Genomic DNA, 13,238 nt, shown 5'->3' with positions numbered 1-13,238 from the left:
CGCGGCGTGCGGAACGATCTACAGAAAGCTCTGCGGATCGATATCGAGCTGCACCTGCACCGATCCGCGCTCCTTCGGCGATTGCGACAGCATCGCCCGCAGGAAGCCCTGCATGTCGGAGTTGCGCCGACCGTGCACCAGAAGCCGGAAGCGATGGCGGCCGCGCACCAGCGCCAGCGGCGCCTCCGCCGGGCCGAGCACCGAGATTCCGGACACCTGGGGTGCGGCGTTGCGCATGCCGCGTGCATGGTTTTCGGCGTCGTGGCGGGTTTCGGCCGAGACGATGATCGAGGCCAGCCGGCCGAAGGGCGGCAGGGCGGCGCGTTCGCGCTCGGTGATCTCGCGCTCGTAAAAAGCATCGGAATCGCCGGATACGATCGCTTGCATCACGGGATGCTGCGGCTGGTAGGTCTGCAGCAGCCCATGGCTCTTGAGCCCGGTGCGCCCGGCCCGGCCGGTCACCTGCGACAGAAGCTGGAAGGTGCGCTCGGCCGCGCGCGGATCGCCATTGGCGAGGCCAAGATCGGCGTCGATGATGCCGACCAGCGTCATCAGCGGAAAATTGTGGCCCTTGGCGACGAGCTGGGTGCCGATCACGATATCGGCCTCGCCCTTGGCGATGGCATCGAGCTCCAGCCGCAGCCGCTTCACCCCACCCATGATATCCGAGGAAAGAACGATCGTCCGCGCCTCGGGGAAATGCCGCTCCACCTCTTCGGCGATGCGCTCGACGCCAGGCCCGCAGGCAACCAGATGGTCGAGCGTGCCGCATTCCGGGCATGCTTCCGGCGTGCGCTCGGCATGGCCGCATTGATGGCACTGCAACTGCTTGCGGAAACGATGCTCGACCAGCCAGCTCGAACATTGCGGGCATTGGAAGCGGTGGCCGCAGACCCGGCAGAGCGTCAGCGGCGCATAACCGCGCCGGTTGAGAAAGAGCAGCGCCTGTTCGCGCCGCTCCACCGTCTTGCCGATCGCCCGGATCAGCACCGGCGACAGGAAGCCGCCCCGCTCCGGCGCGTGCCTGCGCATATCGATGAGATGCAGGTCGGGCAGCGCCGCATCGCCGAAGCGCGTCGGCAGATGCACGGTGCTGTAGCGCCCGTTCTGGCCGTTGACCTGGCTTTCGACCGATGGCGTCGCCGACACCAGGACAACCGGGAAATCGCCGATACGGCCGCGCACCACGGCCATGTCGCGGGCATTGTAGAAGACCCGATCCTCCTGTTTGTAGGCGGGATCGTGCTCCTCGTCGACGATGATGAGGCCGAGATCCTCGAAAGGCAGGAAGAGCGCCGAGCGGGCGCCCGCCACGACACGGACTTCGCCGGTCACCGCCTGGCGCCAGACTTTTTCGCGCATGCGCGGGGCGAGGTCGGAATGCCATTCGGCGGGCTTTGCCCCGAAGCGATCCTGAAAACGCTCCATGAAACTGGCCGTCAGCGCGATCTCCGGCAGCAGGATCAGCACCTGCCTGCCACGTTTCAGCGTCTCGGCGATCGCCTCGAAATAGACCTCGGTCTTGCCGGAACCGGTGACGCCGTCGATCAGCGATACGGTAAATTCGCCCTTGCGAACGTCGGAGACGATCTCCGCGGCCGCCTCTTTCTGCGGCCCTTCGAGGCGCGCGGCGGCAAATTCGGGATCCGGCATCGCCACGACCGGCGGCGGCGGCAGGAAGATCGTTTCGAAGATGCCGAGCGTGATCAGCCCGTCGACGACGCTGGTCGAAACACCCGCCGCATGCGCCAGGCCGCTGCGCGTCCAGGACAAGCCGTCCGAAGCGGTCTCGAGCACCCGGACGCGCGCCGGCGTCAGCCGCTCCGGCTCGCCGCCGACGAACTTCAGCCCCTCGACCATCGGCTCGGGCTCGAAGGCGTTCGGCGCCCTCAGCGCCATGCGCGCGACGAGGCCGGGTGGCGAGAGTGTATAGGCCGCCACCCAGTCGATGAAATCCCGCATCTCCCTGGAAAGCGGCGGGCAGTCGAAGACATGGCTGATCGGACGGAGCTTCTTCGGATCGACGCCATCCTCGCCGCCGTCCCAGACGACGCCGATCACCTGTCGCGGCCCAAGCGGCACCTGCACGACCGAGCCGGGCTCGACCGCCATGCCCTCCGGCACCGAGTAGGAATAGGGTTTCGGCGCCGGCATCGGCACCAGCACCGGAACCGTTCGGTTCAGGGGCGGTGCTTCGAACAGCGCGCCAAAGAGATCGGACGAATCTGTGCTCATCGGGCGAGACCATGCCCGCAAATCGATGCAATTGGAACCGCAAAGACGGGAGTGCATCGCGCGGGGAATCTGAACCACGACCCGTTTTTGGCGAGATCGCCCGTGCTCATACGAAAAAGTTGCGGGGCGAGCGATTGGCCGCATAGATTGCCGGCAAGATTGTTCGAAATGCCGGAGCCCGCTCTTCGGCCACTGAATGGGAGAACACCAATGGCCAGACTGACCGAGAATGCCAGGGGCGTCTATGTGATCGCCGTAACCCCGTTCACCGACGACGGCGCGGTCGATCTCGACAGCATCGACAGCATGATCGACTTCTATGAGGGCGCCGGCGTCACCGGACTGACGGTGCTCGGCCAGCTCGGCGAGGCCCCGAAGCTGACCGCCGAGGAATCGCGGATCGTGGTCGAACGGGTGCTGAAGCGCCTCAACGGGCGCCTTCCCGTCGTCGTCGGCGTCTCGGCGCCCGGACTTGCGCCGATGCGCGAACTCGCCGAAGCCGTCATGGGCGAAGGTGCGGCCGGCGTCATGGTCGCGCCGCCCTGGACCGTCAAGACCGACGACCAGGCCTTCGCCTTCTACCAGTCGGTCGGCGAGACCCTGGGCGATACGCCCTTCGTGCTGCAGGATTATCCGCTCACCACCAATGTGACGATCGCGCCCAAGGTTATCGAGCGCATCGTCAACGACGTGCCGAATTGCGTCATGCTCAAGCATGAGGACTGGCCGGGCCTTGCCAAGATATCAGCGCTCCGCGCCGCCAGCGACAAGGGTGCCATGCGGCGCATCTCCATTCTTTGCGGCAATGGCGGGCTCTTCCTGCCCGAAGAGATGGGCCGGGGCGCCGATGGCGCCATGACTGGCTTCTGTTATCCCGAGATGATGGTCGGCGTCGTCGAAGCCTATGCGGCCGGCAATCCCGATCGCGCCCATGCGATCTTCGATGCCTATCTGCCGCTTGCCCGCTACGAACAGCAGCAGGGCATCGGCCTTGCCTGCCGCAAATATGTGCTTGCCAAGCGCGGCGTCATCAAGTCCGCCATCCTGCGCAAACCGGGCGCCAGGCTTTCGGCACTCGATATTGCCGATGTCGAGCGGCTGCTGGCCCGCCAGGCCATTCGTCTCAAGGAGATCGGCGCCTGAGGATGGGGCTTGAGGGCGACAGGATCGACGGCAGCAGATATGATTGCCGGCGGCTATGGACGGCGAAACAACGACGATTCGCCGTCAGGGCAGCCTGACCCATCGAGCTCGAGAACATGGCTATAACGGTCCCGCTCGCGCGGCTGAAACCCGAGCGACTCCCAGAATTCTGCCGCAGCATCATTTCCCGCATGAACGGTGACGGTGCTGCAGCAGGGCCGCGCATGATCGAGCAGAGAAAGGGCGAGCATCCGGCCGATGCCGCGCCGGCGCATTGCGGGACGAATATAGAATCGCCGCATCCGCAACGCCCCTGACAGGGTGGGCTCGATGGTCATGCCCCCGATGCCCGCAAGCCCCTCCGCAACATAGGCGCCCAGCAACCTTTCGCCGTCACCCTCGAACCTGACGACACCGACCGACCAATCGCCGATGAGGCGAGTGATATGGAGATGGCCCTCCCGGCGGGCCTCGTTTTCGAGATCTGCGATCTCCTGCGGCAATCGATCGCGGATCATGCGGATATCGATCGTCATGGCACGACGATCTATCTAGATTGCCGAAACGGCAAGCTCGCGAGGCATCGGCGCGGCCTGGAGGCCGACCGGCACGAAGGTTGCGTCGCCATCGCCAGCCATGTCGTGCACCGTATGTTTCTCCAGCGCCTTCGTCACCTCGTTAAGGTCGCCGTCCAGCTGTTCGGCCGGAATGAGATTGCCGATCACGAAATCGAAACGGTCGCCGCGCTTGTTCAGCAGTTCATGAAAGACCGTCATGTCGCGCAGTTCCGTCGACCATTTCGCCAGCCAGTAGAACAGGCCGGAATTGCGCGCCGTCATGTGGACGGGAAGGATCGGCAGATTGTATTTGCGCGCCAGCCCGACCGCCGACGTCTTCCATGGGCGCTCGTTCAGCCGGCCGTTCGCCCAATAGGCGATACGGCCTGATGGAAAGAGCACCGTCGCCTTGCCTTCCCTCACCGCGTGGTTGGTCAATTGCAGCGTCTCACGCGCCTTGAGCTTGCTCTTATGCTCCTCCCGCCACTCGACCGGGATGACCATCTCGGCAAAACGCGGATTGACGCGGATCGCATCGCGATTGGCAAAGAACATCATGTCGGGCCGGCGCGTTTTCAGGAGGTCGAATACGGCGACACCGTCGGCAATGCCGGTCGGATGGTTGCTGACGAGGATGAAGCCGCCTGTATCGGGGATGCGCTCGCCGTTGGCGATGCCGATGTCGAGCTTCAGCACGCCGCTCAGATATTCGAACGACTGGAAGCCCGTCATCTTGGCAACCGCGTTGGCGAATTCGATCGCCTTGTTGTAGCGCAGAAGCGTGTAGAGGAACGGCCGCATGACGGGCCAGAGCGGATTTTTGACGATCCTCTGGCCGCGTTCGGCAATCAGCGTGTCGACGATATGACCGGGCTTTCCCTGTGAAACAAGAGCGATCGCTTCCGCGAGTTGTCCGAAAGCCGTCATGGAATCGCGCCGTGCCATGAAAGATCCTGTCTATGGGGTATAAAGCTATCGCAGTAGAATATGATCTAGGGATGACAAGGTTTGGCCGGCATTAGCAATTCCATAACCGTTCCTGCTTCAAATTGGCGGACTTAAAGGCAAATTCAAGGCCAGCGACGTGAATGAACTGCTTGTTATCGCCGACCCGCGCCTGATGGCGGAACGCGCCGCGTGGCTGGAAAACCTCGCTCGTGAACGCCGTCTTTCCGAGCATACGCTCGATGCTTATGAGCGCGACACCCGCCAGTTTCTGACCTTCCTGACCGGCCATCTCGCCGGCCCGGTGACGCTGAGCGACATCCGGGAATTGCGCCCCGCCGACTTTCGCGCCTTCCTTGCCGCGCGGCGCAAGCAGGGCTCCGGCGCCCGTTCGCTCGGGCGCAACCTGGCCGGCCTTCGCTCACTGTTGCGCCATCTCGAAAAGAAGGGCCTGGTCAATGCCGCCGGTGCTGCCGCGATCCGCTCGCCGAAACAGCCGAAGTCGCTTCCCAAGCCGCTGTCGGACACGCAGGCGATCACCGTCGTCAGCAACGAAGCCCAGCTGCATGACGAGCCTTGGATCGCCGCGCGCGATGCGGCGGTCATGACGCTGCTTTACGGCTGCGGCCTGCGCATCTCCGAGGCGCTGGATCTCGTTCCTGCCGACCTGCCGACGGGGGCGGCGACGCTCCGCATCACCGGCAAGGGCAACAAGACGCGACTGGTTCCGCTGCTGCCCGTGGTATTCGACGCGGTCGAGAGATATCGCGCGCTCTGCCCCTATCATCTCGAAAGCGACGCGCCGCTGTTTCGCGGCGCCCGCGGCGGCAAGCTGCAGGCGGCGATCATCCAGCGCGCCATGCAGAAGCTGCGCAGCGCCTTCGGCCTGCCGGAGACGGCAACACCGCATGCGCTTCGCCACTCCTTCGCCACCCACCTGCTTGCCGGCGGCGGCGATCTGCGCACCATCCAGGAACTGCTCGGCCATGCCAGCCTCTCGACGACGCAGGTCTATACCGGCGTCGATGCATCGCGGCTGCTGGAGGTGTATGATCGAGCCCATCCGCGCGCTTGATGCATGGTTGTGACAGCGGCACGCCGCCTATCGGCAAGCTCAGCGCCCATGAATCCGACGTAATGCGATGCGCTAAGTTTTCGTTAACGCATTCTCTTAAAGGATTATGCGCAAGCCGAGCGTAGAGCATGAAGCATAAGGCATGTGACCGGAACATCATCATGACGACATCAATCGGCCGCCGGACCTCTTTCCTCGCAGCATCCGGCAACCTGCTGCTCTGGTTGATTGCAGCCTTCCACATGCTGCTTCTTGCGGCGCTGTTCGTCGCCTTCCTGGCGGCACGGCCGGCGTCGGCCGAAGACGGTGCCTGCACCGGCCGCAATCTGATGATCGATCTGCAGCAGAGCGACCCCGCCCGCTACGCCGAGGCGGTCAAGGAAGCCGAGGCCGTGCCGAACGGCAAGGGCATCTTCTGGAAGATCGAAAAAGCAGGGCTTGCGCCGTCATGGCTGCTTGGCAGCATGCATGTCACCGATCCGCGCGTGCTGGCTCTGCCGCCGCGCGCCAAGACAGCCCACGACGCCGCCGATACGATCATCATCGAATCCGACGAGATCCTCGATCAACGCAAGGCGACCGCCGCCCTGCTTGCGCGGCCGGAGCTGACGATGTTCACCGACGGCACGACGATCGACAAGCTGCTGTCTGCCGAGGACTACAAGCGGCTGGAAGCCGGCCTGAAGAAGCGCGGCATCCCCCTCAGCGCCGTCTCCCGCATGCGGCCATGGATGATCTCGAGCGCCGTCGCGCTTCCGGCCTGCGAACTCGCCCGCAAGGCCAGGGGCGTGCAGTTCCTCGACCAGAAGATCGCCACCGACGCCGTTGCTCAGGGCAAGCAGGTCAAGGGGCTGGAGACCCTTGCCGAACAGATCCAGGCCATGGCCGACCTGCCGGTCGAATTCCATATGAAGTCGCTGATCGAGACGCTGGAACTCGGCGACAAGATGAGCGACGTCGTCGAAACGATGACCGATCTCTACCTCTCCGGCGATATCGGCATGACAATGCCGATGCTGAAGACAGTGACGCAGGCGAATGCAGACGAGGCCGGCGATTACGCCGCCTTCGAACAGCGCGTCATCCTCGATCGCAACAAGGTGATGGCCGAGCGCGCCGCTCCCATTCTCGACGGCGGCAACGTCTTCATGGCCGTCGGCGCCCTGCACCTGCCCGGCCAGAGCGGCGTCATCGAACTGCTGCGCAGGCAGGGTTTTACGGTGACTGCGGTGAACTGAAGCATGTTGCCCGAATAGTCAGCCGCAATGGCAGCTCGTCGAGATTGACAACCTCAGTTTGCATACGTCACATGGCGGCATTTGCAGCCTTTTCTCCCAAGAAGAAGAGTTTTCAATGCCCAGGCACAATATGCTTTTCACCTCGAGAGCGTTCGCGAACGGCCCGCTGCTCATCATGGCGGCGGTGCTGACGATATTTTCCTTTTCGCATGCCCTGGCGGATGACGAGCTGGCCTGCTCGGGCAAGAACCTTTTCGCCCAATTGAAAAGGGAAGATCCGGTTCGTTTCGAAAAAGCCATTGAGAGAGCCGAGACGATACCGAACGGCAACGCGATTTTCTGGAAAATCGAAAAATCAGGTGTCGAGCCTTCCTGGCTGCTCGGCACGATGCATGTGAGCGATCCCCGTGTGTTGGATATGCCGGTAGGATTTTACCAGGCCTATGGTGCCGTCGACACTCTGACCGTCGAGCTGGCGGAAGTCGCAGAGCCAGAAAAACTTGCGATCGAAATTTTGAAGCATCCCGAACTGACGACGCTTCAGGGCGACCAAACGCTCGATCATATCCTGCCCCCTGATGCAACCAGTGACGTCGCTGCCGGCTTGAAGAAAAGGGGGATCAATATGAACCTGATGGCGAAGATGCGGCCATGGTTCATCTATATGGGTCTGCAGACACGAGGTTGCGATATCAGGCGCAGCGCAAAGGGCTTTAAGGTCCTGGACGAGGCTCTTGCCCTCGACGCGCTCAATGATGGTATCCGTCTGGTCGGCCTGGAAACGCCGGCCGAGCAATTTGAAGCCATGTCAGATGTCCCGGACAATTTCATGCTTCAAAATCTGCGGGAGTTGCTGGCACTTCCCAATGGTATGGATGACATAACCGAGACGATGATCGACCTATACGACCAAGGCAAAGTCGGAATGATCTTCTCGCTGATCGAGTTCGTTTCGACAGATCAGGCTGCCGCAAAAGCACTCGAGAGCCGGTTGATAACCGATCGAAACAAGGTCATGGCGGAACGGGCAAAGCCTTATCTCGACAACGGGCGCACAATGATCGCGGTGGGAGCAGCGCACCTGCCGGGCGGCGAGGGTTTGGTCGAATTGTTGCGCAAGCAGGGCTTCACCGTCACCGCGGTGAACTGAGGGGGCAGGCGCTCAGCCGAGTGTCATCGGTCGCAGCACAATAATTTCCCAATAGAACTGATGGGCAAGCGCGCCTAAATTTAGCGATCCGCCACAATCAAAACAGCCGCCTGCCTCGCGGCAAGCGGCTGAACGCCTCGTTACGAATATAAGATTACATGTGGATCGGCTTGAAGAAGGTCGCGAGCGCAGCTTCTTTGACCGCTTCCGACATCGTCGGATGGGCGTGGCAGCTGCGGCCGAGGTCTTCCGACGAACCGCCGAACTCCATCAGCACGGCAATCTCGTGGATCATCTCGCCGGCGCCGAAGCCGACGATATGGCCGCCAAGCACCCGGTCGGTGTCCTTGTCGGCGAGGATCTTGACGAAGCCGTCGGTCGCCAGCATCGCGCGGGCGCGGCCGTTCGCCGTGAACGGGAACTTGCCGACCTTGTAGGCGATACCCGCCGCCTTCAGCTCTTCCTCGGTCTTGCCGACCGAGGCGATCTCGGGCTGCGTGTAGACGACGCTCGGAATGACATCGTAGTTCACATGGCCATGCTGCCCGGCGAGGATTTCGGCAAGCGCCACGCCCTCGTCTTCCGCCTTGTGCGCCAGCATCGGACCCTTGACCACATCGCCGATCGCATAGATGCCGGCGACATTGGTCTTGAAGCGACCGTCGATCTCGACACGGGCGCGATTGTCGAGCGCAACGCCGGCCTCTTCGAGGCCGAGACCTGCCGTATAAGGCTTGCGGCCGGTCGCGATCAAAACGACCTCGGCGTCGAGCGTCACCTTATCGCCGCCCTTGACCGGCTCGAAGGTGACCTTGGCGCCCGTATCGCCCTTTTCGACGCCGGTGACCTTGGCGCCGAGATGGAAATCGATGCCCTGCTTGGCAAGCATGCGCTGGAACTGTTTGGAGACCTCGCCGTCCATGCCGCCGAGGATGGTGTCGAGATATTCGACGACCGTGACCTTGGCGCCAAGGCGCGACCAGACCGAGCCCAACTCGAGGCCGATGACGCCGCCGCCGACGACGATCAGCGTTTCCGGCACCTTTTCCAGCGCGATGCCGCCGGTGGAGGAAATGATGGTCTTCTCATCGATCTCGACCTGCACGCCGGGAATGCCGGCGACATCGGAGCCGGTGGCGATGACGATGTTCTTGCCTTCGATCTCCTGCACCTGGCCGTCCTCGGCGGTGACGGCAACCTTGCCGGCCGAGACGATCTTGCCGGTGCCCTGGAAGGCATCGATCTTGTTCTTCTTGAAGAGGAAGGCGACGCCGTCGACATTCGACTTCACTGTCGCATCCTTGTGCGCCATCATATTGGCGAGGTTGAGCGTCGGCGCCGGAATGTCGATGCCGAGCGCGCTCATGCCGTGACCGGCCTGATGGAACATTTCGGAGGCATGCAGCAAAGCCTTCGACGGGATGCAGCCGACGTTCAGGCAGGTGCCGCCATAGGTCGCGCGCTTTTCGACGACGGCGACCTTGAGGCCGAGTTGGGCTGCCTTGACGGCGCAGACATAGCCGCCCGGGCCGGTTCCGATAACGATCACATCGTAAGACATTGCTTCTTTCCCTTTGGATTTTTCAATTAGTCGGCGGCGCGCGACAGCGCGAGGCGGGAGACGGCCATCAGGCCGAGGAATTCGAAGATGTAGGTCATGTTGATTTCGCCCTGTCTTTCTAACGGCCGCCGCTCACATTGAGGATCGAGCCGGTGACATAGGACGCCGACGGTGACAGCAGATAGAGGATTGCATCCGCCACCTCCTCCGGCATGCCGGCCCGCTGCATCGGGACCGATGGCGCCAATTCGCGCGCCCGGTCCGGCAACCCACCGGATGCATGGAGATCGGTTTCGATGATGCCGGGCCTGACGGCATTGACGCGAATTCCTTCCGCGGCGACCTCGCGCGCAAGCCCGATGGTGAAGGTGTCGATCGCCGCTTTCGAGGCCGCGTAATCGACATACTGCGTCGCCGAACCGAGGACTGCCGCCATCGACGAGACGTTGACGATCGCCCCACCCTGCCCACCATATCGGCGCGACATGCGGCGCACGGCCTCGGCGGCGCAGAGGATCGAGCCGGTCACATTGACGCGCAGCATGCGCTCGATCCGCTCGACCGACATCTCGTCGACCCGCTGCGGATAGTCGACGATGCCGGCACTGTTGACCAGTCCGTCGAGCCGTCCGAACTGACGATCAAGCGCCGAAAACATCGCGGCGATATCGGCAGCATTGCCGACATCACCCGGGATCGCCACGGCTTCGCCACCACTTTCGGTGATCGCGGCAACGACGGCATCCGCCGCTTCGCGGTTGGCGGCATAATTCACCCCGACACGCCAGCCCTGGCGTGCGGCAAGGCGGCAGACGGCCGCGCCTATGCCCCGGCTTCCGCCGGTGACGAGAACAACAGGTGTATCGCTCATGTCGCACACTCCTTGAATGTCAGCACATCCCAAGGCGCCACCGAAGCCTTGCCCTCGCCCCAGGCGCTGGATTCGCGAATGGCGGGACCAAGCCCGGGGAGCACCAGCTTTTCGGCGGCCGCAGCGCCCTCCGGCTGCAGATTGTCCATCTCGCCCTTGGCATCCATGCCGTAGACGGCGCCCTGCCAGACCGTGCAGGCGTCGAGATCGGCGCCGGTCACATCGCCCTCGGGACAGTTGAACATCAGGATGCCGATGGCGCGCACCGGATCCTCCGACGGCATGACATAGCCTTCCATGACGACCGATATGTTGACCGCGCTCACCTTGAACTGGTTGCTGGCGGCTGCCGAGGAAGAATTCAGCGGCGCGAAGCGCAGTTCATAGGCGCCGTCACGGTCGGTGTAGACGGCCTGCTCCTGTTTGCAATCAATAGCGAACGCGGCAACCGGAATAGCGAAAAATGCGGCGGCTGCAATCGTAGCCACGCCTTTCCGTCCTGCCATGATCCCGATCGTCCCGCTCATTGCACCTTCGGCTCTCGCCGTCCGTCAGCATTCTCGATCACACCAAAATCCGTCAACAGCGCCAGCGGGCGGCCATCCTTGTCGAGGCCCCAGAAGACAGGATAGAAACCATCGCCCCAGCCGCTCCAGAACACCGCGACATTGCCCCTCTTGCCGGCCATCGGCCGGTGCAATGCATAATGGCCCTTGTTGGCATCGAGATCCGCAGCCAGTACGTCATCGTAATAATTGATGTCGGCGTCGTCGTCCTTCAGCGTCGCCAGATCTTGTCCGGGCAGGACGGCGAGTTCCCAATGATCCGGCTTACCCTCGGCAAACCGCATGCCGGCGGCGGCGATCCGCCCGAAAGCCTGGTAGAGCGTCACCGGATAGTCGCCCGGTGCAACCGTTCTTGCGAGTGCCGGCCGATCGGGTTGGGCGAGCGGATCGGCGGCGACGATGCGCCCCGAGGTCAGCTCGACATTGCCCATATGGATCACGCCGATCGATCGTCCGGAAAGCTCGGCGTCACCGAGCGTCACCAGCTCGAAATTGCTGCTGGCCTTGCTAACGTCCCAGCCGGCCGCCGATGCGGAAACCGGGGCATGCGCGGCGGCAGCGCAAAGAACAAGGCGCGCCGCTCGCATCATCCGGTTCCGCATGGGAAAGCTCCTTAGAGATCGAGAACCAGGCGTTCCGGATCTTCCAGGCTTTCCTTGACGCGCACGAGGAAGGTGACCGCTTCCTTGCCGTCGACGATGCGGTGATCGTAGGAAAGCGCCAGATACATCATCGGACGGATGACCACCTGGCCGCCGATCGCAACCGGCCGCTCCTGGATCTTGTGCATGCCGAGAATGCCGGACTGCGGTGCGTTGAGGATCGGCGAGGACATCAGCGAGCCGTAAACGCCGCCATTGGTGATGGTGAAGGTGCCGCCCTGCATGTCGGCCATGGAGAGCGAGCCGTCACGGGCTGCCTTGGCAAGACGGCCGAGGTCCTTCTCGATTTCGGCGATCGACATCTGGTCGGCATCGCGGATGACAGGAACAACGAGGCCCTTGTCGGTACCGACGGCCATGCCGACATGGCAGTAATTCTTGTAGATGACGTCGGTGCCGTCGATCTCGGCATTGACCGCCGGCAGTTCCTTCAGGGCATGCGTCACCGCCTTGGTGAAGAAGCCCATGAAGCCGAGCTTGACGCCGTGCTTCTTCTCGAAGATGTCCTTGTACTTGTTGCGCAGGTCCATGACCGCCTTCATGTCCACCTCGTTATAGGTGGTCAGCATGGCGGCGGTGTTCTGCGCATCCTTGAGGCGCTTGGCGATCGTCTGGCGCAGGCGCGTCATCTTCACGCGCTCTTCGCGCGATGCATCCTCGACCGTCGACGGGCCGCGCGCTGCGGCGGGCGCTGCCGCCGGGGCTGCCGGAGCGGAAATGCCCTTGGCGACGGCGGCAATGACATCACCCTTCAGCACCTGGCCGCGCTTGCCGCTGCCGTCGATCTGGTCGGCGGAGAGATTGCTTTCGGCCAGCATCTTGGCAGCCGCCGGGGCCGGCGGCATGCTGGAGACGGAAGCGCTCGACGACGCTGCAGCCGCAGCGGCAACCGGTGCCGGCTGAGCAGGAGCAGCCGGCGCTGGCTGGGCAGGAGCGGCGGCCGGTGCAGCAGCAGCCGGCGCGGCGGCAGCGACGGCACCTTCGGCGATCTGGCCGAGCAGCGCGCCGAGGCCGACGGTTTCGCCGGCGGCAGCGACGATTTCCGAAAGCGTGCCGGAGACCGGTGCCGGAACTTCGATGGTCACCTTGTCGGTTTCAAGCTCGAGAATCGGCTCGTCGGCCTTGATGGCGTCGCCGACCTTCTTGAACCAGGTGCCGACGGTTGCCTCGCTGACGGATTCACCGAGAGTTGGAACGCGGATTTCTGTGGCCATTGTTCAGATCCTGATTTCGTG

At 63.2% G+C, this 13,238-nt stretch carries 12 protein-coding genes; 4 read left to right on the top strand and 8 right to left on the bottom strand.

Annotated elements, in window-relative coordinates:
- Positions 1–18 precede the first annotated feature (18 nt).
- Positions 19–2,235, bottom strand: coding sequence for a primosomal protein N' (locus tag CO671_RS11265; protein WP_097605964.1), 2,217 nt, complete (start codon positions 2,233–2,235; stop codon positions 19–21).
- Between the two features lie 210 nt (positions 2,236–2,445).
- Between CO671_RS11265 and CO671_RS11260 the strand changes: the two genes are divergently transcribed.
- Entirely contained in the window at positions 2,446–3,378 is a 933-nt protein-coding gene (locus CO671_RS11260) for a dihydrodipicolinate synthase family protein (protein WP_097605963.1), read from the top strand.
- A 53-nt stretch (positions 3,379–3,431) separates the two neighbouring features.
- Here CO671_RS11260 and CO671_RS11255 read toward each other — a convergent pair whose 3' ends face one another.
- Together CO671_RS11255 and CO671_RS11250 are read right to left on the bottom strand one after the other, a co-directional pair.
- Positions 3,432–3,914: a GNAT family N-acetyltransferase gene (locus tag CO671_RS11255; protein WP_097605962.1), complete on the bottom strand. Its 483-nt coding sequence runs from the start codon at positions 3,912–3,914 to the stop codon at positions 3,432–3,434.
- A gap of 15 nt (positions 3,915–3,929) precedes the next feature.
- Positions 3,930–4,880: a GNAT family N-acetyltransferase gene (locus tag CO671_RS11250; protein WP_097605961.1), complete on the bottom strand. Its 951-nt coding sequence runs from the start codon at positions 4,878–4,880 to the stop codon at positions 3,930–3,932.
- Between the two features lie 139 nt (positions 4,881–5,019).
- On the opposite strand from CO671_RS11250, the gene CO671_RS11245 reads away from it, so the two are divergent.
- The 3 genes from CO671_RS11245 (at position 5,020) to CO671_RS11235 (ending at position 8,343) form a co-directional block, all read left to right on the top strand.
- The gene (locus CO671_RS11245) at positions 5,020–5,955 is read left to right on the top strand and encodes a tyrosine recombinase XerC (protein ID WP_097605960.1); all 936 of its coding nucleotides are present in this window, start codon (positions 5,020–5,022) and stop codon (positions 5,953–5,955) included.
- Between the two features lie 161 nt (positions 5,956–6,116).
- Entirely contained in the window at positions 6,117–7,193 is a 1,077-nt protein-coding gene (locus CO671_RS11240) for a TraB/GumN family protein (protein ID WP_097605959.1), read from the top strand.
- Between the two features lie 115 nt (positions 7,194–7,308).
- Positions 7,309–8,343, top strand: a complete 1,035-nt coding sequence (locus CO671_RS11235) for a TraB/GumN family protein (RefSeq protein WP_097605958.1) — start codon at positions 7,309–7,311, stop codon at positions 8,341–8,343.
- A 154-nt stretch (positions 8,344–8,497) separates the two neighbouring features.
- On the opposite strand, the gene lpdA is transcribed toward CO671_RS11235, so the two are convergent.
- The 5 genes from lpdA to odhB all read right to left on the bottom strand — a co-directional run bounded on the left by lpdA (position 8,498) and on the right by odhB (position 13,217).
- Entirely contained in the window at positions 8,498–9,904 is a 1,407-nt protein-coding gene (gene lpdA, locus CO671_RS11230; protein ID WP_097605957.1) for a dihydrolipoyl dehydrogenase, read from the bottom strand.
- A 118-nt stretch (positions 9,905–10,022) separates the two neighbouring features.
- Positions 10,023–10,775, bottom strand: a complete 753-nt coding sequence (locus tag CO671_RS11225) for an SDR family oxidoreductase (protein WP_097605956.1) — start codon at positions 10,773–10,775, stop codon at positions 10,023–10,025.
- Positions 10,772–11,302 (bottom strand): hypothetical protein, encoded by a 531-nt coding sequence (locus tag CO671_RS11220; RefSeq protein WP_097605955.1) that lies wholly within the window; start codon positions 11,300–11,302, stop codon positions 10,772–10,774. The genes CO671_RS11225 and CO671_RS11220 overlap by 4 nt, the downstream gene beginning before the upstream one ends.
- A complete protein-coding gene (locus CO671_RS11215) occupies positions 11,299–11,943 on the bottom strand; it encodes a DUF4241 domain-containing protein (protein ID WP_097605954.1) in 645 nt (214 codons plus the stop codon). The genes CO671_RS11220 and CO671_RS11215 overlap by 4 nt, the downstream gene beginning before the upstream one ends.
- Positions 11,944–11,954: 11 nt before the next feature.
- Positions 11,955–13,217: a 2-oxoglutarate dehydrogenase complex dihydrolipoyllysine-residue succinyltransferase gene (gene odhB, locus CO671_RS11210; RefSeq protein WP_097605953.1), complete on the bottom strand. Its 1,263-nt coding sequence runs from the start codon at positions 13,215–13,217 to the stop codon at positions 11,955–11,957.
- Positions 13,218–13,238: the final 21 nt, after the last annotated feature.

Source organism: Rhizobium sp. M10, from assembly GCF_002531955.1.
In the GTDB taxonomy this organism is placed as follows: Bacteria; Pseudomonadota; Alphaproteobacteria; order Rhizobiales; family Rhizobiaceae; genus Rhizobium; species Rhizobium etli_C.
The sequence above is the reverse complement of the archived record's forward strand: the minus strand, read 5'-3'. Positions and strand labels throughout refer to the sequence as shown.

What these genes read in the sequence shown, in the direction of transcription:
- CO671_RS11265 (WP_097605964.1), bottom strand. Translation starts at nt 2,235, where the DNA reads ATGAGCACAGATTCGTCCGATCTCTTTGGCGCGCTGTTCGAAGCACCG.
- CO671_RS11260 (WP_097605963.1), top strand. Translation starts at nt 2,446, where the DNA reads ATGGCCAGACTGACCGAGAATGCCAGGGGCGTCTATGTGATCGCCGTA.
- CO671_RS11255 (WP_097605962.1), bottom strand. Translation starts at nt 3,914, where the DNA reads ATGACGATCGATATCCGCATGATCCGCGATCGATTGCCGCAGGAGATC.
- CO671_RS11250 (WP_097605961.1), bottom strand. Translation starts at nt 4,880, where the DNA reads ATGGCACGGCGCGATTCCATGACGGCTTTCGGACAACTCGCGGAAGCG.
- CO671_RS11240 (WP_097605959.1), top strand. Translation starts at nt 6,117, where the DNA reads ATGACGACATCAATCGGCCGCCGGACCTCTTTCCTCGCAGCATCCGGC.
- CO671_RS11235 (WP_097605958.1), top strand. Translation starts at nt 7,309, where the DNA reads ATGCCCAGGCACAATATGCTTTTCACCTCGAGAGCGTTCGCGAACGGC.
- lpdA (WP_097605957.1), bottom strand. Translation starts at nt 9,904, where the DNA reads ATGTCTTACGATGTGATCGTTATCGGAACCGGCCCGGGCGGCTATGTC.
- CO671_RS11225 (WP_097605956.1), bottom strand. Translation starts at nt 10,775, where the DNA reads ATGAGCGATACACCTGTTGTTCTCGTCACCGGCGGAAGCCGGGGCATA.
- CO671_RS11220 (WP_097605955.1), bottom strand. Translation starts at nt 11,302, where the DNA reads ATGAGCGGGACGATCGGGATCATGGCAGGACGGAAAGGCGTGGCTACG.
- CO671_RS11215 (WP_097605954.1), bottom strand. Translation starts at nt 11,943, where the DNA reads ATGCGGAACCGGATGATGCGAGCGGCGCGCCTTGTTCTTTGCGCTGCC.
- odhB (WP_097605953.1), bottom strand. Translation starts at nt 13,217, where the DNA reads ATGGCCACAGAAATCCGCGTTCCAACTCTCGGTGAATCCGTCAGCGAG.